This window comes from Advenella faeciporci, from assembly GCF_014652395.1.
Classification (GTDB): Bacteria; Pseudomonadota; Gammaproteobacteria; order Burkholderiales; family Burkholderiaceae_B; genus Advenella; species Advenella faeciporci.
The window spans coordinates 22,748-48,025 of sequence record NZ_BMYS01000005.1 but is presented as its reverse complement, the minus strand read 5'-3'; the positions used below and the strand labels follow the sequence as shown (position 1 = coordinate 48,025).

Here is a 25,278-nt window from a genome sequence, read left to right as displayed (position 1 = left end):
GGTTTCCGGCAGGCCGGATCATTTTTTTGCAGGTGTTGTGGTTTTTTGGGTGGTGGTTTTTCTGGTGCTGGTTTTGGCAGGGGCGGCAGTTGGCCGGGTGTTTGTTTCAGGCTGGGTTTCTGCGCTGCTTTCAGGGGCTGCCTGCAAGGTGGCAGCGGTTGCCTGGGCCAGTTGGTTGAACTGGTTTTGCAGCATATTCCACCAGGCACCGGCGGCCGAGCTTAAGGCGTCACTACCTGTGGTGGCACTTGCCGTCTGGCTGGCCGCTGCATCATCTGTTGTCTTGGGTTTCAGGCCCAGGACTTCATCCAGCGTGGCCTGGCCTTTATGCTGCTCGGCGACTGCGTTGACAAATGAATGCATGGTGGCAATGCTGGCACGCTGGATTTCCATGCCCTGAATAGTGCTGGAGAGCATTGAAAGGTTAAGCTTCAACCAGTTTTCAACGGTTTTCAATTCCTGGATGCGTTTATCCAGTTCCTCGGGGTTAAGCGTGGTGCTTGCCATGGGAAAAGCGGAAGGGGTGCCGGTTTGGGCAAATGCCTGCCATGCCTTGCCCATCATTTCCATACTGCTGATAAGGGGGTTGCCTGCTGTGATGCCATCCTGCCCAAGACCGGGAAGAACAAAAGGGTTGGTGTTTTGTGAACTCATGAGTGATCTCCTTTGTGAGTTAAGGCAGTTGGTGCAACAGTTGTCTGGCGGGTTGGTTGATCAGCCCGTCAAGAAGGACTATGGCCGCTTCAACCGTGATTACCCGGCGGGTAATCATGTCCAAAACTTCTTCCTGCTCAAATATCCTGATTTCAGAGACTTCACCATCACGGTTGGCAGGCTGGGTTTGTGGCAGGATAATGCAGTCACTCACCATGATATCCTCAACCTGATAGCCTTCGGGCAAACGACGATGCATTTGTAAAATAGTACGTAATGGTGTGCGGATTTGCAAATCGGGCTCATCCAGTCCGGCTTCTTCATCACTTTCGCGTAAAAGCGCCTGCTCCAGATCTTCAATGCCGTTGGCCAGGCCTCCGACCAAAGTGTCCCACATGCCCGGGTCGGTGGCTTTGGTGGATGCGCGTTTTGCCAGGTAAAGCTTCAGGTCGGGGGTCCAGGCATTTAAATGCACGGCGCGGGTTAACAGGCCAAGCGGTCGCATGGCCGCCCGTTCCATGACACCGATAACCTGTCCTTCGGCATAGACATTAAGCAGTTCATTACGCCAGGCCCTGGCACAGTTGGCCTGGTGCAGGCAAGTGGCGATACTGGCCAAAATGCTATCCAATTCTGTTCTGGAAATGCCCGCACTGGCAATATGGAACCCGGTGGAGGTCTGGTAAACCTGCGGGTGATTACGCAAGGCGTTTTGTGCCTGGGCAGTAATAAAACCCGCCGATTTTCCGGCAATAAGCAAAGGTAGGGAATGTCTATGAGGGAATTCCTGTATTTCTTGCAGTAGGCCTTGATAAAGTTCAGTTAATTGCTTCAAATTAGTATGAGTTACGTATCAAACATGCAACGATTGTAGCCTTTATGTTTTAGATACAGTAACTTTAATCTGTGTTTATATGGTTAAATGAATGCACTATGATGTAAATCAATACGTTGTAGATAAAATTTGTGCCACTAAATAATAAATCTGTACCTGAATATTCAGTGTAGTAGATAGTAATAAAAAATGATATTTGGGTGCAACAGCAAGAGGTCAACATGAAAAAGTTGAGAGGGTTGCTAGGCATTACCGTATTCATTGGCAGTACGACGGTATTCGCCCAAACAGGAGACATGCCAGGGGGGCCCAGGGTTGCACAGGTTAATCTGACTCCCGGGGTAACTGAAATTGCCGCCGATATTTATTGGCTGCATTGGATGATGCTGATTATTTGCACGATTATTTTTGTCGGCGTATTCGGGGTCATGTTCTATTCCATCTGGGCCCACCGGAAGTCAAAGGGTCACAAGGCGTCCGTCTTTCACGAGCATTTGGGTGTTGAAGTGGCGTGGACGGTCATTCCTTTCATTATTGTGATCGCCATGGCATTGCCTGCCACCAAAACGGTGGTTGCCATGAAAGACACATCCAGCGCCGATCTGACGATCAAGGCAACGGGGTATCAGTGGAAATGGGGTTATGAGTATCTTGATGGCCCTGCCAAAGGGGTCAATTTTCTGTCGAACCTGTCCACGCCTGTCGATCAAATTATGGGCAATGTGGAAAAATCAAATACTTACCTGATGGAGGTGGATCAGGAAATGGTGGTGCCTGTGGGTAAAAAGGTGCGACTGGTCCTGACGGCCTCTGACGTCATCCATTCATGGTATGTACCCGAACTGGGTGTCAAGCAGGATGCTATTCCGGGCTTTTTGCGGGATACGTGGTTCCGGGCCGACAGGACCGGAACGTTTCGTGGACAGTGTGCCGAATTGTGTGGGCAAAACCACGCCTTCATGCCGATTGTCGTGCGCGTTGTGTCCGAAGAAGATTTTGCGTCCTGGTCGAAAGAGCGCAAGAAGCTTGCATCAAAATAAAAAACACCCGGATTCATTCAGATACTTATTTAACCGGTCAATGCTATAGGCCGGGACTATGCAGGTAAGGAGGACAACATGACTAGCGTAGCAGTCGGTCACGCCCAGGATCTCGTTCACGATGATCACCATGCCAAGCCCAGTGGCTGGCGCCGGTGGCTTTTTGCCACCAATCATAAAGATATTGGCTTGATGTACCTGATCTTTTCGTTTATTGCCTTGCTGGAGGGCGGCACCCTGGCGTTGTTGATACGGATTGAGCTGTTTGAGCCGGGTGTACAGTTCTTCCAGCCGGATCTGTTTAACCAGTTCACCACCATGCATGGCCTGATCATGATTTTCGGGGCGATCATGCCGGCGTTGGTGGGTTTTGCCAACTACATGATTCCGTTGCAGATTGGTGCATCGGACATGGCTTTTGCCCGCATGAACAATTTCAGTTTCTGGCTGTTGCCGGTGGGTGGCCTTTTGTTAACCGCCTCATTCTTTGTGCCAGGCGGCGCCACTGCGGCAGGTTGGACAATGTATGCACCCTTGTCCCTGCAAATGGGGCCGGGTATGGATATGGCCATTTTCGCCATCCATATCCTGGGTGCCTCTTCCATCATGGGGGCGATCAATATCATTGTAACGGTGCTGAATATGCGGGCGCCAGGCATGACATTAATGAAAATGCCGTTGTTTTGCTGGACCTGGCTGATTACCGCTTATCTGCTGATTGCCGTGATGCCTGTGCTGGCGGCGGCAGTGACCATGCTGCTGACCGACCGTCATTTCGGGACCGGGTTTTTTAATGCGGCGGCCGGAGGAGACCCGGTGTTGTACCAGCATGTATTCTGGTTCTTTGGGCATCCTGAAGTCTACATCATGATTCTGCCGGCCTTTGGTATTGTTTCGGCTGTCATTCCCACCTTTTCGCGCAAAAAACTGTTTGGCTATGCGTCCATGGTGTATGCGACCTCGGCAATTGCCATCCTGTCATTCATTGTGTGGGCACACCACATGTTTGCAACGGGCATGCCGGTAACCGGACAACTGTATTTCATGTATGCCACCATGCTGATTTCCATTCCGACCGGGGTAAAGGTGTTCAACTGGGTGGCCACCATGTGGCGCGGTTCATTAAGCTTTGAAACGCCCATGCTGTTTTCAATCGGTTTTATTTTCGTGTTTACCATTGGCGGCTTTACCGGCCTGATTGTGGCGGTGGCCCCCATTGATATTGCCGTCCATGATACATATTACGTGGTGGCGCATTTCCATTATGTGCTGGTGGCCGGATCCCTCTTTGCGCTGTTTTCAGGCACCTATTACTGGCTGCCAAAATGGACGGGGTACATGTATGACGAGAAGCTGGGCAAGATTCATTTTTGGTCAACCATGCTGTCTTTTAACCTGACCTTTTTCCCGATGCACTTTTTGGGTCTGGCTGGCATGCCCCGCCGTTATGTGGATTACGCAACGCAGTTTACCGACTTCCACCAGATCGCCACAATTGGGGCCTTCTGGTTTGGGTTCTCGCAGTTGCTGTTCCTGTATATCATCATCAAGACGTTCCGTGGCAAGGGACAGAGGGCGACCGCACAGGTCTGGGAAGGCGCCGAGGGGCTTGAGTGGACACTGCCATCCCCCTTGCCATTCCATACCTTCGAGACACCACCGGAAGTGAAGTAAACGAATTTTTTATCAGCAGGTATAAACAATGACACCCGAGCAACGCAGCAAAAACAGAAGGGCAGGCCTCATATTGGCAGTCGTGGTGCTGTTCCTGTTCCTCTGGACAATAGGCAAAGGCCTGAAGATTGTTTGATCAAAGGGCACATGAATGAGTGACGATATTAAAGAGCTGGCACAGCGAAAACTGAATTTTTTCCAGACCCTGAAGGCCATATTGTGGGCTTTTCTGGGCATTCGCAAAGGCGCCAGTTATCAGGAAGACATTTCAAAGCTCAATCCGGTGCATATTATTCTGGCTGGCATTATCGGGGTTCTTATATTTATTTTTATATTGGTGATGGTTGCTCGCTGGGCTATTTCAGGGTTGGCCTGATTCCAAGTAAACGTATTTGTACCAAAGGAGAAAGCTATGGGTGCAAGTCACTCCGTTAATGGCAAAGAGGCACCATATTATTATGTGCCTTCCTTTTCGGGCCATCCGGTCAGAACCAGTTTTGCCATTTTGATTATGCTGATTGGGGCGGTAGCCTGGGTTAACCGTGTTCCTTACGGGAACTGGGTTTTTCTGGTGGGTTTGCTGTCATTGTTTATCATGCTGTTTTTCTGGTTTGGTGATGCCATTCGGGAGTCCGAGAGCGGGCTTAACAGCAAGCGTATTGATGATTCCTATCGTTGGGGGATGGGTTGGTTTATTTTTTCCGAGGTCATGTTCTTCGCGGCTTTTTTTGGCGCGCTTTGGTATGCCCGGGAAGTAACCACTCCCTGGCTAAGTAATCTGGACCACCAGTTAATGCTGTGGCCGGGTTTTTCGGGTCAATGGCCCAATTTCGGACCGGCAGGGATTGTTCAGCATTTTGAAATTATCGGGCCTTTCTGGCTGCCCACCATTAATACGGTTTTACTGTTAACGTCGGGGCTTACGCTAACCCTTTCCCATCATGCCTTGCGGGCCAGCAAGCGGGGCAGCAGTATTTTCTGGCTGTTTCTGACGGTTGCCCTGGGTTTTACCTTCCTGTATCTGCAGGCTGTTGAGTATATGCATGCCTATTCCGACCTGAACCTGCGTTTTGATTCTGGTATTTATGGCTCACTGTTTTTCATGTTAACCGGATTTCACGGTTTTCACGTATTGCTGGGCGCCACCATCCTGACCATTATTTTGCTGCGCCTGATCAGAGGACATTTTACGGCCGATCACCACTTTGGTTTTGAAGGGGCAGCCTGGTACTGGCACTTTGTTGATGTGGTCTGGCTGGGACTGTATTTGTTTGTATATTGGTTTTGAGCAACCGGCAACCCTGCAAAAAGGGCCGGTCTGATCCGGCCTTTTTTCGTTAAGGTGAAGCGGGGGGTGGCTATGGCCTGAACCCCGTGCTGTGAATCCAGCCCATGTAGTTGGCAAACAGGACAAAGGCCAGCAGGGCAATCGAAAGGCCTACGCGCAGGGTCAGGGCGTTGACGGTTTTGTTGCTGGTTCCCTTGTCCCGCATTAAATAGAAAAAAGCAAGTGCCAGACTGGCGATAATGGCAAGGAAGGCCACCCCGATGAATACATGCATGATTGACGCCCCCGATGGGAAAAACCGAATGAAACACAGTCAACCCGTAAAGATAAAGTACTGGCTTGCCTTAGTGCTTTTGGCAATGCTGCTGGTGATTTTTATTTTACTGGGTCAATGGCAATTGCAGCGTGCCAGTGAGCGACGGGCCATTCAGGCCAATATCGAACATGGGCAACAGCTTTCCACCTTGTTACTTCAAGATGATACACCTGAAAGTGAATGGCGGGAATGGCGAACGGTTAGCGTGACCGGTGTATGGCAACCGCAGTTCAGTGTGTTGCTAAACCGTAATCATCAGGGCAGGCCGGGTTATTGGCTGGCAACGCCCCTGTTGCTGGGGCATGCGCCCCATCATAAAGCCGTTTTGGTTTTGCGCGGCTGGTTTGAGCGACGCATTGCTCCGGCCCCCTTGCCCGATTTTCCGTTAGCGGCGGTTACCGTTACTATTCAGGGGCAGCTGTTGGAGCATGTGCCAAGGCTGCTTGAGCTCAGGTCTTTATCGGGTGAAAAACAGGCGCAATTGCCTGCCCGCCTGCCTTTGCCGGGACCGGATTTGCCCCAGGTGCAAAATCTTGAATTGAATAACATGGAGCAGGCAAGCGGACTGGTTTTTTTGCCGGTGGTAGTCCGGCAAATGAGTGGGACAGAGGACGGATTGACCCGCGATTGGGCAACACCGCCTGTTGATTATCATAAAAATACGGCTTATGCCATGCAATGGTTTGGGTTTGCCCTGATAGCGCTGCTTGCCATGCTATTTGTAGGATACAGGATGGCGCGACACGGGAAATCAAGGAGTCAACATGAATAGTGAAGTATTGGAGATGAAAAAACGCTCCCTGGTGCCTTTGTACCTGATACTGCTGAGTTGCATTATTCCGCTGGTGGCGGCAGCTTTGCTTTATTATGTGCCAGCCTTAAGGCCTGCCGGAGCAACCAATTATGGTTCTTTTGTGATTCCGCAGCGCACGATGCCAGCGTCTGCCCGGTTGCCATTAAGCACGCTTGATGGCAAGCCGTTTGACTTGAACTCCCTGAAAGGGCGCTGGGTGTTGGTGAGTGCCGATGGGGGGGGCTGTCCTGATTCTTGTGCCACCAAATTGCATTATACCCGCAATGCCCATGCCAGCCAGGGCAAGAATGTGGAGCGCCTGGTGCGCGTATGGTTTGTGACTGATAACGAGGCCATACCGCAAAAGGTGCTGGACGCGTATAAAGGGACCTTGATGTTACGGGCAGATCCGCTTGCGTTGGGTGCTTTTTTATTGGGCCCGGATGTTCTGGCAGATGCGGCTGCCCTGGAGCGGGAAATGGATAAATATCTGTGGATTATTGATCCGCTTGGCAATTTGATCATGTATTACCCCGGCCAGGAAACCGATCCTGTCCGGTTTCGTAACGATATTGCCAAGTTGTTGCACGTTTCCGTGATTGGGTAAGTGATGGCAGCCCGGGTTCGCTCCATTTATCGCCGGCTTGTTTTCCTGACCTGGTTTTTTACCCTGGACCTGATTATGTTTGGCGCTTTCGTGCGTCTTACCGATTCAGGCCTGGGTTGCCCTGACTGGCCGGGCTGTTATGGCAAACTCACGCCGTTTGGTGCATCGGGACAGATTGCCGAGGCCTTGGTGCAGCAGCCGTACGGGCCGGTTTCCATGTCAAAGGCATGGATTGAAATGATTCACCGCTATTGGGGTAGCGTGCTGGGCATGCTGATTATTGCCATTGTGTTCATGGCATGGCGTTACCGTAGCCAGATTGGTCGCTCGGCGGGGCTTGCCACTTTTTGCCTGGTTGCGGTTTGCCTGCAGGGTGCTTTTGGTGCCTGGACCGTTACGCATAAATTAATGCCAGTGATCGTGACGGCTCATCTGTTGGGGGGCATGCTGCTGCTGGCACTCATGAGCTGGCTTGCCGCCCGTGAAAAGGCACATGTGCCTGTCCCTGCCGGTGTGGCATTTTATCAACCCTGGATGTTCTTGGGCCTGGTCATATTGTTTGTGCAAATTGTGTTGGGGGGCTGGGTCAGTACCAATTATGCCGCTCTGGCCTGTATGGATTTTCCCACCTGCCATGGACAGTGGATTCCTGAAATGGATTTTGCTGGCGGGTATTCGGTTTTTCGTGGTCTGGGTGAATCATCCAGCGGGGAAATTATTTCGCAACAGGCGCTGACCGCCATTCATTGGGTACATCGTAATTTCGCCATTTTTGTCTTTGTGTTTTTGTTTGCCATTGCCTTGCGCCTGCGAAAAGAGCAGGGTTTACGCGCTCCCGCACAATGGCTGGTTTTGTTATTATTGATTCAGGTTTTAACCGGACTGAGCACGATATTTTTTCAATGGCCATTACTCATTGCCGTTTTGCATAATGGTGGCGCCGCAGGATTGGTGATTGCGGCGGTAACGATACTTGTGCGATTGAATCGCGCAGGAACTGACTATAAGGTATTGCCATGACGATAGCCTTGACGCCGCAAACAGGTTTTTTTCAACAGTATTGGGTGCTGACCAAACCCAGGGTAACCCAGCTGGCCGTTTTCTGTGCCGTCATTGGCATGTTCCTGGCATCAAACGGGCTGCCACCGGCCAGCGTGGTGGTGGCAGGGACCATAGGGATCTGGCTGCTGGCCGCAGCCGCTTTTGCCATTAATTGTCTGATCGAGCAGGAAATTGATGCCCGCATGTTAAGGACCCGGCGCCGCGCAACGGCACAAGGTACCATCACCTCGCTGCAGGTCATCCTTATGTCAGGCATGGTGGGAGGCCTGGGCATGCTGGTGCTGTACTGGTTCGTCAATCCCCTGACCATGTGGCTGACATTTGCGACATTTATTGGCTATGCCTTGATCTATACTATTGTATTGAAACCGCTTACCCCCCAGAATATAGTTATTGGCGGTTTGTCAGGTGCAATGCCGCCAGCGTTGGGCTGGGCTGCTGTGGCAGGCTCGGTTCCGGCAGAGGCGTGGTTGCTGGTGCTTATTATTTTTGCCTGGACACCTCCGCATTTCTGGGCGCTGGCGCTGTATCGCAGCCATGACTACCAGAAGTCCGGTTTGCCCATGTTGCCCATAACGCACGGCAATGCTTTTACCCGCTTGCATATTCTTTTATATACCTTCATGCTTGTGGTGGTAACGCTCATGCCCTTTATTATTCGCATGAGTGGCCTGTTTTATCTGGCGGCGGCCCTTTTTTTGGGTGGCTGGTTTATCAGGCATGCATTAAGCCTGTATAGGGTTTACAGTGATGAACTGGCACGAAAAACGTTCCGGTTTTCGATTCTCTATCTTGCGCTGCTGTTTGGCGCTTTGCTGGTGGATCACTGGATAATGATTCTGATGTGATGGTAGGTGTTTAGTAATGAAAAAATCATATAAGGCCAGAAAGCTGGCAGTCAGTGTGGGATTGGCGTTTTCCATGGCATTTGGCTTGTCCGCCTGCAAGCAGGAAGTGTTTGAAGCGGTAGCTACCCAGCCAATTGCCTTTATCGGTTCGGATATTACCGGCACCGGTTTTGGTAAAAATGTCGGTGGCATTAACCAGGATGGCAATCCGGTTTCTTTCAAGGATTACAAGGATAAGGTGGTTGTGGTTTTCTTTGGGTTTACCCAATGCCCAGATGTCTGCCCCACAGCCATGGCGGAACTGTCGCAGCTCATGACAAAATTCACGCCGGAAGAAGCGGCCCAGGTGCAGGTGGTGATGGTCAGTATAGATCCCGAACGTGATACTCCGGAAATGCTCAAGGCTTATGTGTCCGCTTTCGATGAGCGTTTCAATGCGATTACCGGCACACCCGAGCAAATCGCCCAATTGGCCAAGTCCTTCAAGGCCTTTTACAAGAAAGTGGCCCATACCAACGGTACTTATTCAATGGAACACAGTTCCAGTTTGTATGTTCTTGATAAAAAAGGTGAATCCCGTATTCTTTTCAAGCCGGGCACGCCTGTTGAAGATATGGAAAAGGATATCAAAAGTTTGTTTTGAGTCGTTTATAACGCTTTATCTTCAACATCCGGCTTAATGCCGGATTTTTTATTTAGGGTGCAGGCAAGGCTGAGTGGCCGCTTGGGTTTAATGATCCAAAATTCTGATGGGCATGTGATTGGCAACATATTATTTTCATAACGTATCTTAATATTTTTATTTGTTATTTAATTGTTGTTTATTAAGAATTATGTTGTTTGTTTGAAACAAAAATTTACGATTAATGATTAAAATGCATGCATTTATTTGAAGGATTGGCTTTCTGTCTTGGCTGGCTTGCTTTCGTTTGTTTAAATAACACTCGGCATGTGTTTGGTCGTTCATGACAAGAGATTTTTATAATTATTATACGAATTCATGGTCTGAATTTGTTTTAGGCAAAATTGGTTGGAGTAAGATGAATTTCCCCAGAGTAATTATGGCAGCGTTGGCGGGCCTTTCCCTGAGTGCCTGTGGGTCACTCAGCAATGTCAAGCCCAACGGCACAACCGATAACCCGGTTTTTCCAGATATCCGTAGTATTACTTACGATCATGGAAGGGGAATAGCACCCAACCCCGAAAATCTTAATCTGGTGCGCCCAGGCGTCACTAAAGACCAGCTTTATTATTTGCTGGGTCGCCCTCATTTTTCAGAAGGTTTTGCGCCGCGTGAATGGGATTTCCTGTTTTATCTGAATACCCCCGGAAAAGGGACGAACAACGTATCTTCCTGCCAATACAAGATATTGTTCGACAAGGATATGCTGGCGCGCAGTTTTTATTGGAAACCGGTAGGTCCCGATGATGCCTGCACCACAGAAGCCCCTGAAAAAGTGGTTGAGCAGGCACGAAAAGTCACGCTTGAGGCTGACGGTCTGTTTGCATTTAATGGTGCTGGCATCAATGATTTGCAGCAACGGGGTAAATTGCGTCTGGAAGCCTTAAGCCAGGAAATCCGTAATCAGCCAGGCGTCAAATCGGTGCTGATTATCGGACATACCGATCGCTTGGGTCCAGAGGCCTATAACCAGACTTTGTCAGAAAAGCGTGCAAATAGTGTGGCCAGGTATTTAGTGTCCAATGGTGTGCCGGCTTCCTTTATCACCGTGCAGGGGCAGGGTGAGTCGCAGCCGCTGGTTCAATGTGAAAAGCTTGGCAACCGCAAGGAACTGATCGCTTGTCTGGCCCCTAACCGCAGGGTTGAAGTGCTGGTCAATCTTGAGGGCAGCCAGGATTAAGTTCGTACCATAAAAAAAGGCACTTCATATTATGAAGTGCCTGAATCATCCGTCTCAAAGGGGAGGGGGAAAGAGGAGAAGCAGAAACGGATGTCAAGCCCCAGCCTGCATTGCGCAGATATTGCCAGGACTCATGACCTGTTAGTCTTGCGGTTTACGCAATAGTTCAATTGAATTTCAGTCAAATTGTTTCAGTGGGTTACAAAAACGTCTGAAACAGCACCAGGACCCTAAAACAAAACGTCATTTTTTAGACAAAAATGACGTTAAATAAGCCGTAAACAGCAGGAAATCAATCGCTTAATGCCTTGCGCATTTTTTTCAGGGATGCCGCTTCAATTTGCCGGATACGTTCGGCAGACACGCCAAATTCGTCAGCCAGTTCATGTAAAGTGGCGCCGCCCTCATCTTGTAGCCAGCGGGCCTCAATAATACGGCGGGCACGGTCATCAAGCAGTGAAAGTGCCTGGGTAATACCTGAGCTTTGCAGGGTATCGTAGGCATTTTTTTCAATCACAGTGGTGGGTTCGTGATCGCCCTCGTCTGACAGGTAAGAAATGGGAGCGAACTCGTCCTCATCATCGGTTTGTGATTCAAAAGACATATCGCGGCCCGAAAGGCGGACTTCCATTTCGCTCACATCCTCGGGGCGGACATTCAGCTTGGCAGCAATACCTTCAATGTGCTCCGGGTCAAGGGTTTGGCCATCGGGACGCATGCTGCGCAAATTGAAAAACAGCTTGCGTTGGGCTTTGGTGGTGGCAATTTTTACCATGCGCCAGTTGCGAATGATGTATTCATGGATTTCTGCCTTGATCCAATGAACGGCAAAGGAAACCAGGCGCACGCCACGGGAAACATCAAAACGCTTGACTGCTTTCATCAGGCCGATATTACCCTCTTGTATAAGGTCGGCATGGGGCAGGCCATAGCCCAGATACTGGCGGGAAATAGACACTACCAGACGAAGGTGCGACATGATCAGGTCACGCGCTGCATCCAGGTTGCCTTCTTTTTGCAGCTGCTCAGCCAAATTCTTTTCCTGTTCTGCGGACAGAAGAGGTAAACGGTTCACTGCACTAATGTATGCCTCTATGGTGCCTAATGCCCCAGGATTGGAGATGGCCATCGCTACATTGGGATTTGACAGTGCAAGCGCTTGATTTGACATAGGTTTTGTTTGACTCCGTTGAAATAATATTTTCCTTGTATATATTAGCACTCAATTGAAAAGAGTGCTAATGAGATACCGAAATCAGGAAAAAGTTCCCGTTTCAAGATGCTGATGACCGTTTTCGGGCAGATAATCCGCCTTAAAGACGCCCGGCATGAAAGCGGATATGGTCTTCCATGAAGGTTGAAATGAAATAATAACCGTGGTCATATTGCTCGTGGCGACGCAATACCAGTGGCTGATTGGCCTGTTCGCATGCCGCTTCAAACGCGTCGGGGTACAACTGTTCTTGCAGGAAACTGTCTTTCAGTCCCTGATCGACCAGGATGCCTTGTGGAAAAGGGTTGTGCAGGGTTTGCATCAGGCAGGATGCGTCATAGGCTTCCCACCGGGTCTTGTCATTGCCCAAATAGCGGGAAAAGGCTTTTTGTCCCCAAGGACATTTGACGGGTGCGGCAACCGGTGCAAAAGCGGAGACGGATTTGAACAGTTGTGGGTTTTTAAGTGCCAGTACCAGGGCGCCATGACCACCCATGGAATGCCCGAAAATGCCAATCCGGCCTTTGGCTGCACCCAGGGTCTGCGCAATGGCATAAAGCTCTTGGGTAATGTAGCTGTACATCCGGTAGTTTTTATTCCAGCCGGGCTCGGTTGCATCCAGATAAAAACCGGCCCCGGTGCCAAAATCCCAGTGCTCGTCTTCTCCCTCTATACCAGCCCCTCTCGGGCTGGTGTCCGGGGCAATCAGCATGATGCCGTGTTCGGCTGCGTAACGCTGTGCGCCACCTTTGATCATGAAGGTTTCTTCGGTGCAGGTCAGGCCGGCCAGGTAAAACAGGGCAGGCAAGGCGCCATTTTCGGCCTGGCGGGGTATAAATACGGAAAAGCGCATGGGCAGGCCGATTTCACTGGACTGGTGCCGGTAAAAACGCTGTACCCCGTCAAAACAGGCATGTTCGCTGATCATTTCAAGATTCATGTCGTTGACCTCAGAAAATGGGTGGAATAAAAACAAGTTAACTTAGACACAAAGATTGTACCTGTAGAGGAGCCGGTTTTTCGCTACAATTTGTCTTGTCTATTCTTTGATTGAACTGCCATGGCCCGACTTCCCCGCCTGTATGCCCCTCGCATAGCACAATTGGTTCATGCAAGGCTTGTTCATTCTTTCAATACAGCCCCCGATGCTGGCAAGCTCATGAGTCAGGTCCAGGCCTGGCTGGCCGATATGGTTTATGTGCATAAGGTTGCCTTGCATGGGTGGACCCTGGTTGATGACAGCATCCTGTTGCTGGCAACACCTGAAAACGGACAAGGCATTTCCCGTGTCATGCAGTCGTTGGGCCGAAATCTGGCGGCATCGTTGCGATCCGGACCCGTTTTTCAGGGTCGATACCGTTCGGCACTGCTTGAGCCTGGACAATGGGTGCTGCCGGCCATGGTCTGGCTGGAGTCCTTTACCTGTCGCGAGAAAGGCATGGACGCGCCCGAATTGTGGCCCTGGTCCTCGGCGGGTATTCATACCGGTGCCAGTCTGGGTTCAGTTGCCTGGCTGACAGACCATGAGGATTATTGGCAGACCGGCAATACGCCATTTGACCGCCAGGCCCGGTACCGGGAAATGTTTCACCACGGCTTGTCCATGAACGAGAGCAACAGGATTGCTGACGCCTTGGCGGGTCAATGGGCACTGGGCAGCGAGTCATTCCTGCAGTCGCTGTCAGGCAGTGCCAGCCGGCGGGTCAGCCCCGGTAAGCGCGGCCGCCCAAGAAAAATCCAGCCTGAGTCCGAAACCAGGTAAACGCCTGTTCATTGCTTGCTCTTATTTATCGTCCTGTTTACGCTTAATATTGAAAATAGATATACTGTCCAGAGATAAAAATGAAAAGGATGGGTATGGACTATTTATTGGCCCTTGATCAGGGAACCTCAAGTTCGCGCAGTATCCTGTTTGACCGGCAGGCCAATATTGTTGCCATGGCGCAGCGGGAGTTCCCCCAGTATTATCCGCAATCGGGCTGGGTGGAGCATGAGCCGCAGGAAATCTGGCAATCACAGCTGGCCACCTTGCGAGACGTTATTCACCAGTCAGGAATCAGTCCAAACCGTATAGCGGCAGTGGGTATTACCAACCAACGGGAAACCACCTTGGTATGGCACCGTAAAACCGGGCAGCCCTTGTTTCGGGCCATTGTCTGGCAAGACCGGCGCGGTGAAGCCCTGTGCCGCACCTTAAGGGAAAAGGGGCTTGAGCCGTTTATCCAGGAACGCACGGGCCTGAAACTGGATGCTTATTTTTCGGCCACCAAATTGAGCTGGATTCTTGAAAGCGTCCCCAATGCCCGTAAGCTGGCCGAGCAGGGGGAATTGGCCTTTGGGACAGTGGATAGCTGGCTGTTATGGCAGTTAAGCAAAGGCCGGGTGCATGCGACCGATGTCAGCAATGCATCGCGCACCCTGCTGTTCAATATCCGGGAAAACCGCTGGGATCCCGAGTTGCTGGATTTATTCGGCATTCCGGCCAATATGTTGCCCGAGGTACTGCCTTCAAGTGCCTGCTATGGCCAGATTGATGAAACCATTGTCGGGCATGCCATACCAGTGGGTGGTGTGGCGGGGGATCAGCAAAGTGCGCTATTTGGCCAGGCCTGCTTCAAGCCCGGAATGGCCAAGAATACGTATGGCACCGGCTGCTTTGCCTTATTGCATGCGGGTGGACATTTTAGTGTTTCAGAAAATGGCTTGTTAACAACCCGGGTGGCCCAACAAGGAGGCGCGCTTGAGTATGCCCTGGAAGGCAGCGTGTTTGTGGGCGGGGCCGTAGTGCAATGGTTGCGTGATGGCTTGGGCATTATTAGCCAAAGTGCCCAGGTGCAGTCTTTGGCCGAGTCGGTGGCCGATAGCGGGGGCGTGTTTTTTGTACCGGCCTTTACGGGACTGGGCGCACCGTATTGGGATGCCAATGCTCGCGGAACCCTTACCGGCCTTACCCGTGGCACAACAGCAGCGCATATTGCCAGGGCTGCGGTCGAAAGCATTGCCTTCCAAAGCGCCGCCTTGCTGGATGCCATGAGTCGCGAGGCCGAGGCAGGCAATGGCGTGGCCTTGCAGGAGCTGCGGGTCGATGGTGGCGCTTGCGTGAATGATGCCTTAATGCAGTTTCAGGCCGATTTGCTGGGGATTCCGGTGGTCCGTCCCCAAATGATTGAAACCACTGCCCTGGGTGCGGCTTATCTGGCCGGTTTGCAGGAAGGGGTGTGGTCGGGTACCGCGGAACTTTCTTCATTATGGCGTGAAGAGCGTTGTTTTGAGCCCAATATCGGGCGGGATGAGGCCGCCCGCTTAATGGAAAACTGGAACCGGGCCGTTCGCCAGACCATGGCGACATGATCGCCGCAGTCTGGCAGTGCTTTGCGCGAGACCCTTATTCCATGAACCGCATTTGCAACTGCTTGCCCTTGATGGTGCGTTCACGAAGCTTGGTAATCGTGTCATTGGCGACCTTGCGTTCAATGGCCACAAAAGCAACAAAATCATAAATATTGATTTTACCCACCTGGCTGGCTTGCAGGCCAATGTCTTTGGTTAAGGCGCCCAGCAGGTCGCCGGGGCGGATCTTGTCTTTTTTTCCGGCCCGCAGGCAAATGGTTTTCATGGGTGCTTGCAAAGAACGGGTATTATCTTTAACCACGGGTAAATCCTGCCATTCCAGGGTGGTATCCAGTGCTTTTTCAATGCGTTCCGCCCTGAATTTTTCTGCCTGGCTGCACAGGGTCAGGGCCAGTCCCCTGGCCTCGCTTCTGCCCGTACGTCCAATGCGGTGAATATGCGTCTCTGCATTGGGAGAAATATCCACGTTGATCACAGCGTCAAGGGTTTGGATGTCCAGGCCGCGGGCGGCCACATCGGTGGCAACCAGTACCGAACAGCTCTGGTTGATAAATTGGACCAGCACATCTTCACGGTCGCGTTGCTCCAGGTCGCCATGCAAGACAAGTGCCCGGATGCCACGCTGCTGCAGGTCTTCGGCCAGTGCCTCGCATTGCGCCTTGGTGTTGCAAAATGCCAGGGTGGATACCGGACGGAAATGGTTAAGCAGGGTAGCGGTTGCCGCAAAACGCTGTCCGGGATCGATTTCATAAAAAATCTGCTCAATCTGGCTCTGGCTGGGCAAGGATTCAACCTGGACTTTTTCAGGATTGATCATGAAGCCCTCACAGTCCTGCAGGATAGGGGCAGGATAAGTGGCTGAAAACATCAGGGTTTGGCGTTTGAGCGGGCAGGCGCGGGTAATGGCACAAATATCATCATAAAAACCCATATCAATCATGCGATCGGCTTCATCAAACACCAGTGTTTTAACCGTGCTCAGCTCCAGTTGTCCACGTTCCTGCAAATCCAGGATGCGCCCGGGGGTACCCACCACAATATGTGCGCCATGCGAAAGCGATTCTATTTGGGGGCGCAAGGCTGCACCACCACACAGGGTCAGGATTTTGATATTGCCTAATGCCCGGGCCAGTTTTCGCAGCTCCCGGGAAACCTGGTCAGCCAGCTCCCGGGTAGGACACAGGACCAATCCCTGGATGCCAAAAAAGGCCGGGTTGATTTTTTGCATGATACCCAAACCGAAAGCCAGGGTTTTGCCACTGCCGGTTTGGGCCTGGGCCAGAACGTCCCGGCCAGCCAGGATCAGGGGCAGGCTTTCTGCCTGTATGGGTGTCATGGTGGCGTAGCCCAATGCCGACAGATTATGTTGTTGTTCGGCTGAAAGGGGCAGGGAGGAAAAAGAGGTGGCGGTCATGGCAGGGTGTTGTATTCAGGTGGGATAAATAAAACAGAATTGTAAACGTAATCGCTGTCTGATCTGGGTTGTTTTTGAAAAATAGAAATTTTAATGTTGGGTCAAAATAGGCTTATTTTCAATAAAAACAGAATCTTAATTGATCTGTCCCTTATTTATTTTCAATAAAAATAATTATAAAAAAAATAGGGTTTGACCCCTTTTATTTTTATTGCGTCATAAAGATTTTGTCTTTATTCTTGAAAGCTGAAAAGAACCTTGTTTAGCCCGAACCCATTGCGGAGCATGTATGTCTACCCTGATTAACAAAGATATTGTGACAGAGGCGTCTGTTGATGCCTCTGCCATTGGTTTATTGCCGCATCGGCAGCCCCGATCCCAGGGCCTGTATGACAGGCACAACGAACATGATGCCTGTGGTGTCGGGTTTGTGGCCAATATCAAGGGACAAAAAAGCCATGCCATTGTCCAGCAAGGCCTGAAAATCCTTGAGAACCTGGACCACCGTGGCGCGGTGGGTGCTGATAAATTAATGGGTGATGGAGCCGGTATCCTGATCCAGATTCCCGATGCCCTGTACCGGGATGAAATGGCACGCCAGGGCGTCACGCTGCCTCCTGAAGGCGAGTATGGCGTGGCCATGGTTTTTTTGCCAAAAGAAACCGCTTCCCGGCTGGCTTGTGAAAAAGAGCTGGAACGGGCGGTGCGCGATGAAGGGCAAGTTCTCTTGGGCTGGCGCGATGTGCCGGTAGACAGTGAAATGCCCATGTCACCGGCGGTACGTGATTGCGAGCCGGTTATCCGCCAGCTGTTTATCGGCCGCGGCCCCGATGTGATGGTGCCCGATGCGCTGGAAAGAAAATTGTATGTGATTCGAAAAACCGCCAGTCATGCCATTCAGGCCATGAATCTGGCCCACAGCACCGAGTATTTTGTGCCATCCGCGTCGGTTCGTACCGTAGTTTATAAAGGATTGTTGCTGGCCGACCAAGTGGGTACTTATTACCGAGACTTGGCTGATACGCGTACCGTTTCCGCCCTGGCCATGGTGCACCAGCGGTTTTCCACCAATACCTTTCCGGCCTGGCCATTGGCACACCCTTATCGCATGATTGCGCATAACGGAGAGATCAATACGGTCAAGGGTAACTTCAACTGGCTGCGTGCCCGTGAGGGCATGATGGAGTCCGCAGTGCTGGGCAGTGACCTGCAAAAACTCTATCCGATTGTTTATGAGGGACAGTCTGATACGGCCACCTTTGACAATTGCCTGGAATTGCTGGTCACATCGGGTTACTCGCTGGCCCATGCCATGATGATGATGATTCCCGAAGCCTGGGAGCAGCATACCGACATGGATGCCAACCGCCGTGCTTTCTATGAATACAATGCTGCCAAAATGGAGCCCTGGGATGGTCCTGCTGCCGTGGCATTTACCGATGGCCGCCAGATTGGCGCAACGCTGGACCGCAATGGTCTGCGTCCGGCCCGTTACCTGATTACCGATGACAATATGGTCATTCTGGCTTCAGAGGCCGGTACCCTGACCATACCAGAGCATCGGATTGTGAAAAAATGGCGTTTGCAGCCCGGAAAAATGTTGCTGATAGATCTGGACCAGGGGCGCATTATTGATGATGAGGAAATCAAGTCCCAATTGGCCAATAACCGTCCCTACAGGCAGTGGATCGAGCGGTTGCGCGTACGCCTGGACGACTTGCCGGCCACAGATACGGTACACGCCGCCGATTACATGAGCCATGCCTCGTTGCTGGATCGCCAGCAGGCTTTTGGCTGGACCCAGGAAGACATCAGGTTTATTCTTGAGCCCATGGGTAAAAATGGTGAAGAGGCGATTGGCTCAATGGGTAATGATGCGCCACTGGCCGTGCTGTCCAGCCGTTCGAAATCTTTCTATAATTATTTTCGCCAGCTGTTTGCGCAGGTGACCAACCCGCCGATTGATCCGATCCGTGAACAACTGGTGATGTCGCTGGTTTCCTTTATTGGTCCCAAACCCAATCTGCTGGATATCAATAACGTCAATCCGCCACAGCGGGTTGAAGTCTCCCAGCCCGTGCTGGACAGCGTGGGCATGTCTCGCCTGCGTGAAATCGAGCGTTATACCGATAATAAATTCCGGTGCCACGAGCTGGATATCACCTACCCGGCAAGCTGGGGTACGGAAGGGATTGAAGCCTGTATTGCCGCCCTGTGTGCCAGTGCCGTGGATGCGGTCAGAAGCGGCTTTAACATCCTGATTGTTTCAGACCGCAAGGTTGATAGCGGGCATGTGGCCATTCCGGCCCTGCTGGCCACCTCAGCCATTCACCAACACCTTATCCGTTCTGGCCTGCGGACCAATACGGGGCTGGTGGTGGAAACCGGTTCAGCCCGTGAGGTGCATCATTTTGCCCTGTTGGGCGGCTATGGCGCCGAGGCGGTATATCCCTATCTGGCCATGGAAACCCTGGCCACAATGGGCGGTGACAAAGCCGTTAAAAATTATGTCAAGGCGGTTGGTAAGGGCCTGAACAAGGTCATGTCCAAAATGGGCATTTCAACCTATATGTCTTATACCGGGGCACAGATTTTCGAGGCGGTTGGCCTGAAAAGCGACCTTGTCCGCAAGTACTTTACCGGTACACCCTGCAATATAGAGGGGCTGGGCATTTTTGAGGTGGCTGAGGAAGCCTTTCGACTGCATCGGCAGGCTTTTGGCAATGATCCGGTATTGGCCAATGAGCTGGATGCCGGGGGTGATTACGCATTCCGTATCCGTGGTGAAGAGCATATGTGGACGCCCGATTCGATCGCGAAGTTGCAACATGCCACCCGCGCCAATAATTACCGTACCTACAAAGAGTATGCCCAGCTGATCAACGACCAGTCGCGCCGTCACATGACCCTTCGTGGATTGTTTGAATTTAAAGTGGATCCTTCCAGGGCGATTGCGCTGGAAGAGGTTGAGCCTGCCAAGGAGATTGTAAAGCGTTTTGCCACCGGTGCCATGTCACTGGGCTCTATCTCTACCGAGGCGCATGCCGTGCTGGCGGTGGCCATGAACCGGATTGGCGGCAAGTCCAATACCGGTGAGGGCGGCGAGGATGAATTGCGCTACCGTGCGGAAATGCAAAGTGGTAAAAGCGATATCAAGACCGGCGATACCCTGGCATCGGTGCTGGGTGCAGAGCGAATTGTTGCCGAGGTTCCGCTGCGTAAAGGGGATTCGCTGCGTTCAAAAATCAAGCAGGTGGCTTCTGGCCGTTTTGGTGTCAGTGCCGAGTATTTAAGCAGTGCCGACCAGATCCAGATCAAAATGGCCCAAGGGGCCAAACCCGGCGAGGGCGGGCAGCTCCCAGGCCATAAAGTATCCGAATATATTGCCAAACTGCGTTATTCAGTACCGGGCGTGGGGCTGATTTCGCCACCGCCACACCATGACATTTACTCTATCGAGGATCTGGCCCAGCTGATTCATGATCTGAAAAATGTGAACCCGGACGCTTCCGTTTCCACCAAACTGGTTTCCGAGGTGGGTGTGGGTACGGTGGCTGCCGGTGTGGCCAAAGCCAAGTCCGATCATATTGTGATTGCCGGTCATGATGGCGGAACCGGCGCCTCGCCCATTGCCTCTATCAAGCATGCCGGCACACCGTGGGAGCTTGGTCTGTCTGAAACCCAGCAAACCCTGGTGCTGAACAAGCTGCGCAGCCGGGTACGGGTGCAGGCCGATGGCCAAATGAAAACCGGTCGCGATGTGGTGATTGGTGCCCTGTTGGGGGCGGATGAGTTCGGTTTTGCCACCGCGCCCCTGGTGGTGGAAGGTTGCATCATGATGCGCAAGTGTCACTTGAATACGTGTCCGGTTGGCGTGGCAACCCAGGATCCTGTGCTGCGCCAGAAATTCCAGGGCAAGCCGGAGCATGTGGTGAATTACTTCTTCTTCGTGGCTGAGGAAGTCAGGGAGATCATGGCCCAGCTGGGTATTCGCAAGTTTGACGATCTGGTGGGGCGTGTGGAGCTGCTGGACATGCGAGCCGGCGTGACACACTGGAAAGCCAAGGGACTGGATTTTTCCCGTGTGTTTTACCAGCCTGAAACCGAAACGGGTAAATATCATACTGAAGAACAGGATCATGGTCTTGAGAATGCCCTGGACAAGCAATTGATTGAGCGTAGCAAGAGTGCGATTGAACGGGGCGAGAAAGTATCTTTCATTATTCCTGTGCGTAACCGCAATCGTACGGTGGGCGCCATGCTGTCAGGTGTAGTGGCCAGAAAATATGGTCATGAAGGCCTGCCAGACGACACCATTCATATTCAGTTCAATGGTGTGGCCGGCCAAAGTTTTGGTGCCTTTCTGGCGCATGGCATCAGCTTTGAACTGGTGGGCGAAGCCAATGATTATGTGGGTAAAGGACTGTCGGGCGGACGGATTTCCATCCGTTCACCGAATGACTTCAGGGGTTATGGCCCCGAACATATTATTGTAGGCAATACCGTGCTGTACGGTGCACTGGGTGGTGAGGCCTATTTCAATGGCGTTGCCGGCGAGCGTTTCGCCGTCCGCAATTCAGGCGCTGCAGCAGTGGTTGAGGGTACCGGAGATCATGGCTGTGAATATATGACAGGCGGTACCGTGGTAGTGCTCGGAGAGACCGGGCGCAACTTTGCTGCCGGCATGTCGGGAGGTGTTGCCTATGTATGGGATCCCGAGGGCAGGTTCAGGCAGCGCTGTAACCTGAGCATGGTTGAGCTGGAAAGGGTGGTGCCCCATGCAGAGCAGGAAAAAGAAGCCCGGATTGAACGCTGGCATACCGCCAAGCGTGGTGATACCCGGCAAACTGATGAAGCCATTGTGCGTTATCTGGTTGAAGAGCATTTTCGTCTGACAGGCAGTTTCCGTGCCCGCGACCTGCTCAGCAATTGGGATGTATCGCGTGGCCAGTTTGTAAAGGTGATGCCGGTTGAGTATCGTCGGGCGCTGTCGGAAATGTGGCAATCAGAACAAGCCAGCCAGAAAGTGGCTTAAGGGTTATTAGGAAAAATCATGGGAAAAACAACAGGTTTTCTGGAATTTGAAAGAATCAGCGAGTCGTATGAGTCTGCCAGTACGCGGATCAAGCATTACCGGGAGTTCGTGCTGGCACTGGATGACAAGCAGGCGCAGCAACAGGGTGCGCGTTGCATGGATTGCGGAGTCCCTTTCTGTACTAATGGTTGCCCTGTCAATAATATTATTCCTGACTGGAATGATCTGGTCTACCGGCAAGAATGGAAACAGGCTTTGGCCACGCTGCATTCCACTAATAATTTTCCGGAATTTACCGGACGCATTTGCCCGGCCCCCTGTGAGGCTGCCTGTACCCTGAATATCAATAGTGACGCAGTGGGTATCAAGTCTATCGAGCATGCCATTATTGATAAAGGATGGGAAAAGGGATGGGTAGTACCCCAGCCTCCGGCTAAAAAAACCGGTAAACGGGTGGCGATTGTGGGGTCCGGGCCGGCTGGTCTGGCTGCGGCCCAGCAATTGAGTCGGGCCGGCCACAGCGTGACGGTCTTTGAAAAGAGTAACCGGATTGGTGGTTTGCTGCGTTATGGTATTCCCGATTTCAAACTGGATAAAAGCCTGATTGACCGGCGTATGACTCAAATGGAGGCCGAGGGGGTAGAGTTTCGCGCCTCTACCTATATAGGTGCCCCGAGTGATAAAGTGGAAGACGGGTTGACGATTATTGGCGCCGAAGAACTGCAAAAAGAGTTTGATGCGATTGTCATGGCCGGAGGCGCTGAGATCCCCCGTGATTTGCCGGTCCCCGGCAGGGAGCTTAATGGGGTGCATTTTGCCATGGACTTTCTGCGCCAGCAAAACAAGGTCAATTCCGGTCATCGCTTAACCGGTCAAATTGTGGCCAAGGGCAAGCATGTGGTGGTGATTGGCGGTGGCGACACCGGTTCGGACTGTGTGGGTACCAGTAACCGCCAGGGGGCGGCATCGGTTACCCAGATCGAATTGATGTCCAAATTGCCCGACGAGGAAAACCGCGAACTGACCTGGCCGTATTGGCCGGCCAGATTGCGGACTTCCTCTTCCCATGAAGAGGGCTGCCAGCGGGATTGGGCCATTGTGACCAAATCGTTTCAGGGTGAAAAAGGCAAGGTTGAAAAACTGGTGGCGGCCCGCGTTGAGTGGTTGCGCGATGAAGCGACCGGGCAGATGAAAATGGCTGAAATTGAGGGGTCCGGGTTTGAGCTGAAAGCGGATCTGGTGTTGCTGGCCATGGGTTTTGTGGCGCCAGTGCCAGCTGTGCTGGATGCTTTTGGATTGGATAGGGATGCGCGCGGCAATATCCGCGCCAATACCGAAGACTATCGTACCAATGTCGACAAGGTTTTTGCTGCGGGTGACATGCGTCGTGGCCAGTCCCTGGTGGTGTGGGCCATTCGTGAAGGGCGGCAATGTGCCCGTGCGGTAGACCAGTATTTAATGGGGGAGACTGTTTTACCAAGATAATCAATTGTTTGGCAAATTTCCCCAAGATACAACAGAGGCCCCGGAAGTGATGTTTCGGGGTTTTCTTTTTTTGGCATAAGTTGATGTGGCGTAAACTTTGATCAGCTACAATGGTTCTTTTTTGAATTTTTAAGGGTTATCCCGTTGAACGATCATCTTTCCGATTCAGATATCATTCTGCGATTTTCCGACGTGTCGCTGGGCTACGGAGAACGGGTGATACTTGACAACCTCAATTTGCAGGTGAAAAAGGGGCAGGTTGTCGCGCTGATAGGTGGCTCCGGTTCAGGTAAGACAACCTTGTTGCGGGCTGCCATTGGCCAGCTCATTGCCCAAAAAGGGGTCGTGACCGCCTTTGGCCAGAATCTGGCCAGTGTCAGTCCAAATATCCTGCGTAATATCCGTCAGCGCATGGGCGTTCTGTTCCAGCAGGGGGCATTGTTTACCGATTTGAATGTATTCGATAACGTGGCTTTTCCCTTGCGTGAGCTCACTAAAGACAGCGAGGCGGTAATCCTTGAGAAGGTGCTGGACAAGCTGGATGCGGTTGGCTTGAAAGCGGCAGCTCATTTGGCCGTTTCAGAAATTTCCGGTGGCATGGCGCGGCGTGTCGCGTTAGCCCGCGCAATCGTGCTCGAGCCCGAATTGGTACTCTATGACGAACCTTTTGCCGGGCTGGATCCAATCTCGCTTGGCATGACGGCCCAGTTGATCCGTAATCTCAGCGACCGCCTTGGCTGCGCTTCGGTGCTTATTACCCATGATATCGACGAGTCTTTTCAAATCGTTGATCAGGTATACATGGTCGGGCATGGTAAATTGCTGGCGTCCGGTACGCCAGAAGACTTGCGCGCAACGGAAGACGCCTATGTAAAACAGTTTCTTCATGGTTCGCCCCAAGGCCCGGTGGTTTTTGAATATCCGGATACGCCAGCGTTTTCCAGCTGGTTGTCAAAACGCAAAGAGGGCTTATGATTTTCAATAGTATCAGTGCCTTGGGGGCATTTATCATTAATGTCATCAGTGGCCTGGGTGTTTTCAGCAAATTTACCTGGGAGCTCTTCTGTAAATCAGGAATTGTGCTGCGTCGTCCGCGACTGGTTATCGATCAGGTGCATTTTATTGGCAATCACTCCTTGCTGATTATTGCCGTGTCGGGACTTTTTGTGGGTTTTGTCCTGGGCTTGCAGGGGTATAACACCCTGTCCATGTATGGGTCCGAAGAAGCCCTGGGCTTATTGGTGGCCCTTAGCCTGGTGCGTGAACTGGGTCCGGTGGTCACGGCCTTGCTGTTTGCCGGCAGGGCGGGTACTTCCATTACCGCTGAAATTGGTCTGATGAAGGCTGGAGAACAGCTGGCTGCCATTGATGTCATGGGTATCAGCCCTTTGCGCCGGATTCTGGCCCCGCGCCTGTGGGGGGGAGTGATTGCCATGCCGGTACTGGGGGCCATTTTTTCTGCCGTGGGTATTATTGGTGGCTGGGTGGTGGGTGTCCTCATGATCAATGTCGATGCAGGCTCGTTTTGGGCACAAATGCAAAACGGGGTGGATGTTTTTTCCGATGTGGGTAACGGCCTGATTAAAAGTGTGGTGTTTGGTTTTGCCGTGATGCTGATTGCCCTGTTTGAAGGATGGTATGCCAAGCCGACACCCGAAGGGGTTTCCAGGGCGACAACAAGAACGGTGGTCAGAAGCTCCCTGGCGGTTTTGGGGCTTGATTTCCTGTTAACGGCAGTAATGTTTTAATCAATGAGTGAAATATGTATCGGGCAGGCCGGCTTGCTGGCCGTGTCTGATAC

The 25,278-nt window shown here is 51.9% G+C and carries 22 protein-coding genes and 1 pseudogene; 17 read left to right on the top strand and 6 right to left on the bottom strand.

The genetic code is table 11. The annotated features are described in order from the left end of the window. Positions 1-18 precede the first annotated feature (18 nt). On the bottom strand, positions 19-654 hold the full coding sequence (locus tag IE074_RS05310; protein WP_189384400.1) for a PhaM family polyhydroxyalkanoate granule multifunctional regulatory protein: 636 nt from the start codon (positions 652-654) through the stop codon (positions 19-21). Between the two features lie 19 nt (positions 655-673). Continuing rightward, positions 674-1,489 (bottom strand): NUDIX hydrolase, encoded by an 816-nt coding sequence (locus tag IE074_RS05305; protein WP_189384399.1) that lies wholly within the window; start codon positions 1,487-1,489, stop codon positions 674-676. A gap of 221 nt (positions 1,490-1,710) precedes the next feature. Between IE074_RS05305 and coxB the strand changes: the two are divergent. From coxB to IE074_RS05285, 5 genes and pseudogenes are all read left to right on the top strand, one after another. After that, positions 1,711-2,514: pseudogene (coxB, locus tag IE074_RS05300) on the top strand (cytochrome c oxidase subunit II); the annotation flags it as partial. A 93-nt stretch (positions 2,515-2,607) separates the two neighbouring features. Next, positions 2,608-4,203, top strand: coding sequence for a cytochrome c oxidase subunit I (gene ctaD / locus IE074_RS05295; RefSeq protein ID WP_189384397.1), 1,596 nt, complete (start codon positions 2,608-2,610; stop codon positions 4,201-4,203). Between the two features lie 28 nt (positions 4,204-4,231). Then, positions 4,232-4,339: a cytochrome oxidase small assembly protein gene (locus tag IE074_RS14800; RefSeq protein ID WP_229793899.1), complete on the top strand. Its 108-nt coding sequence runs from the start codon at positions 4,232-4,234 to the stop codon at positions 4,337-4,339. Positions 4,340-4,354: 15 nt separating this feature from the next. After that, the gene (locus IE074_RS05290; RefSeq protein ID WP_189384396.1) at positions 4,355-4,579 is read left to right on the top strand and encodes a DUF2970 domain-containing protein; all 225 of its coding nucleotides are present in this window, start codon (positions 4,355-4,357) and stop codon (positions 4,577-4,579) included. Between the two features lie 36 nt (positions 4,580-4,615). Further along, the gene (locus IE074_RS05285; RefSeq protein WP_189384395.1) at positions 4,616-5,491 is read left to right on the top strand and encodes a cytochrome c oxidase subunit 3; all 876 of its coding nucleotides are present in this window, start codon (positions 4,616-4,618) and stop codon (positions 5,489-5,491) included. A 70-nt stretch (positions 5,492-5,561) separates the two neighbouring features. Here the strand turns inward: IE074_RS05285 and IE074_RS05280 are convergent, their stop codons facing one another. Continuing rightward, positions 5,562-5,765: a twin transmembrane helix small protein gene (locus IE074_RS05280; RefSeq protein WP_189384394.1), complete on the bottom strand. Its 204-nt coding sequence runs from the start codon at positions 5,763-5,765 to the stop codon at positions 5,562-5,564. A 28-nt stretch (positions 5,766-5,793) separates the two neighbouring features. Between IE074_RS05280 and IE074_RS05275 the strand changes: the two genes are divergently transcribed. From IE074_RS05275 to IE074_RS05250, 6 genes are all read left to right on the top strand, one after another. Continuing rightward, complete coding sequence (locus tag IE074_RS05275) at positions 5,794-6,579, top strand: SURF1 family protein (RefSeq protein WP_189384393.1); 786 nt, start codon at positions 5,794-5,796, stop codon at positions 6,577-6,579. After that, a complete protein-coding gene (locus tag IE074_RS05270) occupies positions 6,572-7,207 on the top strand; it encodes an SCO family protein (RefSeq protein WP_189384392.1) in 636 nt (211 codons plus the stop codon). Before IE074_RS05275 ends, IE074_RS05270 begins: the two co-directional genes overlap by 8 nt. 3 nt (positions 7,208-7,210) lie before the next feature. Next, positions 7,211-8,227: a COX15/CtaA family protein gene (locus IE074_RS05265; RefSeq protein WP_189384391.1), complete on the top strand. Its 1,017-nt coding sequence runs from the start codon at positions 7,211-7,213 to the stop codon at positions 8,225-8,227. After that, positions 8,224-9,117 carry a heme o synthase gene (gene cyoE, locus IE074_RS05260; protein WP_189384390.1) on the top strand — a complete coding sequence of 298 codons (894 nt, stop codon included), beginning with the start codon at positions 8,224-8,226 and terminating at the stop codon, positions 9,115-9,117. Before IE074_RS05265 ends, cyoE begins: the two co-directional genes overlap by 4 nt. 16 nt (positions 9,118-9,133) lie before the next feature. Then, positions 9,134-9,760 (top strand): SCO family protein, encoded by a 627-nt coding sequence (locus tag IE074_RS05255; protein WP_229793898.1) that lies wholly within the window; start codon positions 9,134-9,136, stop codon positions 9,758-9,760. 397 nt (positions 9,761-10,157) lie between these two features. After that, positions 10,158-10,979, top strand: coding sequence for an OmpA family protein (locus tag IE074_RS05250; protein WP_189384389.1), 822 nt, complete (start codon positions 10,158-10,160; stop codon positions 10,977-10,979). Positions 10,980-11,271: 292 nt separating this feature from the next. Here IE074_RS05250 and rpoH read toward each other — a convergent pair whose 3' ends face one another. Further along, positions 11,272-12,150, bottom strand: coding sequence for an RNA polymerase sigma factor RpoH (gene rpoH, locus IE074_RS05245; protein ID WP_189384388.1), 879 nt, complete (start codon positions 12,148-12,150; stop codon positions 11,272-11,274). Between the two features lie 142 nt (positions 12,151-12,292). Beyond that, a complete protein-coding gene (fghA, locus tag IE074_RS05240; RefSeq protein ID WP_189384387.1) occupies positions 12,293-13,132 on the bottom strand; it encodes an S-formylglutathione hydrolase in 840 nt (279 codons plus the stop codon). 120 nt (positions 13,133-13,252) lie between these two features. Here fghA and IE074_RS05235 point away from each other — a divergent pair, with 120 nt between their 5' ends. Continuing rightward, positions 13,253-13,954 (top strand): hypothetical protein, encoded by a 702-nt coding sequence (locus IE074_RS05235; protein ID WP_189384386.1) that lies wholly within the window; start codon positions 13,253-13,255, stop codon positions 13,952-13,954. 95 nt (positions 13,955-14,049) lie between these two features. Continuing rightward, the gene (gene glpK, locus IE074_RS05230; protein WP_189384385.1) at positions 14,050-15,543 is read left to right on the top strand and encodes a glycerol kinase GlpK; all 1,494 of its coding nucleotides are present in this window, start codon (positions 14,050-14,052) and stop codon (positions 15,541-15,543) included. 34 nt (positions 15,544-15,577) lie between these two features. Here the strand turns inward: glpK and dbpA are convergent, their stop codons facing one another. Next, complete coding sequence (dbpA, locus tag IE074_RS05225) at positions 15,578-16,957, bottom strand: ATP-dependent RNA helicase DbpA (RefSeq protein WP_189384384.1); 1,380 nt, start codon at positions 16,955-16,957, stop codon at positions 15,578-15,580. 289 nt (positions 16,958-17,246) lie between these two features. Here dbpA and IE074_RS05220 point away from each other — a divergent pair, with 289 nt between their 5' ends. From IE074_RS05220 to mlaE, 4 genes are all read left to right on the top strand, one after another. Continuing rightward, positions 17,247-21,992: a glutamate synthase-related protein gene (locus IE074_RS05220; RefSeq protein ID WP_189384383.1), complete on the top strand. Its 4,746-nt coding sequence runs from the start codon at positions 17,247-17,249 to the stop codon at positions 21,990-21,992. An 18-nt stretch (positions 21,993-22,010) separates the two neighbouring features. Continuing rightward, positions 22,011-23,477 carry a glutamate synthase subunit beta gene (locus IE074_RS05215; RefSeq protein ID WP_189384382.1) on the top strand — a complete coding sequence of 489 codons (1,467 nt, stop codon included), beginning with the start codon at positions 22,011-22,013 and terminating at the stop codon, positions 23,475-23,477. A 138-nt stretch (positions 23,478-23,615) separates the two neighbouring features. Continuing rightward, complete coding sequence (locus IE074_RS05210; protein ID WP_189384479.1) at positions 23,616-24,452, top strand: ABC transporter ATP-binding protein; 837 nt, start codon at positions 23,616-23,618, stop codon at positions 24,450-24,452. Then, the gene (mlaE, locus tag IE074_RS05205) at positions 24,449-25,225 is read left to right on the top strand and encodes a lipid asymmetry maintenance ABC transporter permease subunit MlaE (protein ID WP_189384381.1); all 777 of its coding nucleotides are present in this window, start codon (positions 24,449-24,451) and stop codon (positions 25,223-25,225) included. Before IE074_RS05210 ends, mlaE begins: the two co-directional genes overlap by 4 nt. Positions 25,226-25,278: the final 53 nt, after the last annotated feature.

What these genes read in the sequence shown, in the direction of transcription:
- dbpA (WP_189384384.1), bottom strand. Translation starts at nt 16,957, where the DNA reads ATGACCGCCACCTCTTTTTCCTCCCTGCCCCTTTCAGCCGAACAACAA.
- rpoH (WP_189384388.1), bottom strand. Translation starts at nt 12,150, where the DNA reads ATGTCAAATCAAGCGCTTGCACTGTCAAATCCCAATGTAGCGATGGCC.
- IE074_RS05255 (WP_229793898.1), top strand. Translation starts at nt 9,134, where the DNA reads ATGAAAAAATCATATAAGGCCAGAAAGCTGGCAGTCAGTGTGGGATTG.
- IE074_RS05285 (WP_189384395.1), top strand. Translation starts at nt 4,616, where the DNA reads ATGGGTGCAAGTCACTCCGTTAATGGCAAAGAGGCACCATATTATTAT.
- cyoE (WP_189384390.1), top strand. Translation starts at nt 8,224, where the DNA reads ATGACGATAGCCTTGACGCCGCAAACAGGTTTTTTTCAACAGTATTGG.
- IE074_RS05270 (WP_189384392.1), top strand. Translation starts at nt 6,572, where the DNA reads ATGAATAGTGAAGTATTGGAGATGAAAAAACGCTCCCTGGTGCCTTTG.
- mlaE (WP_189384381.1), top strand. Translation starts at nt 24,449, where the DNA reads ATGATTTTCAATAGTATCAGTGCCTTGGGGGCATTTATCATTAATGTC.
- IE074_RS05265 (WP_189384391.1), top strand. Translation starts at nt 7,211, where the DNA reads ATGGCAGCCCGGGTTCGCTCCATTTATCGCCGGCTTGTTTTCCTGACC.
- fghA (WP_189384387.1), bottom strand. Translation starts at nt 13,132, where the DNA reads ATGAATCTTGAAATGATCAGCGAACATGCCTGTTTTGACGGGGTACAG.
- IE074_RS05220 (WP_189384383.1), top strand. Translation starts at nt 17,247, where the DNA reads ATGTCTACCCTGATTAACAAAGATATTGTGACAGAGGCGTCTGTTGAT.
- IE074_RS05215 (WP_189384382.1), top strand. Translation starts at nt 22,011, where the DNA reads ATGGGAAAAACAACAGGTTTTCTGGAATTTGAAAGAATCAGCGAGTCG.
- IE074_RS05310 (WP_189384400.1), bottom strand. Translation starts at nt 654, where the DNA reads ATGAGTTCACAAAACACCAACCCTTTTGTTCTTCCCGGTCTTGGGCAG.
- IE074_RS05275 (WP_189384393.1), top strand. Translation starts at nt 5,794, where the DNA reads ATGAAACACAGTCAACCCGTAAAGATAAAGTACTGGCTTGCCTTAGTG.
- glpK (WP_189384385.1), top strand. Translation starts at nt 14,050, where the DNA reads ATGGACTATTTATTGGCCCTTGATCAGGGAACCTCAAGTTCGCGCAGT.
- IE074_RS05235 (WP_189384386.1), top strand. Translation starts at nt 13,253, where the DNA reads ATGGCCCGACTTCCCCGCCTGTATGCCCCTCGCATAGCACAATTGGTT.
- IE074_RS05280 (WP_189384394.1), bottom strand. Translation starts at nt 5,765, where the DNA reads ATGCATGTATTCATCGGGGTGGCCTTCCTTGCCATTATCGCCAGTCTG.
- IE074_RS05290 (WP_189384396.1), top strand. Translation starts at nt 4,355, where the DNA reads ATGAGTGACGATATTAAAGAGCTGGCACAGCGAAAACTGAATTTTTTC.
- IE074_RS05250 (WP_189384389.1), top strand. Translation starts at nt 10,158, where the DNA reads ATGAATTTCCCCAGAGTAATTATGGCAGCGTTGGCGGGCCTTTCCCTG.
- IE074_RS14800 (WP_229793899.1), top strand. Translation starts at nt 4,232, where the DNA reads ATGACACCCGAGCAACGCAGCAAAAACAGAAGGGCAGGCCTCATATTG.
- ctaD (WP_189384397.1), top strand. Translation starts at nt 2,608, where the DNA reads ATGACTAGCGTAGCAGTCGGTCACGCCCAGGATCTCGTTCACGATGAT.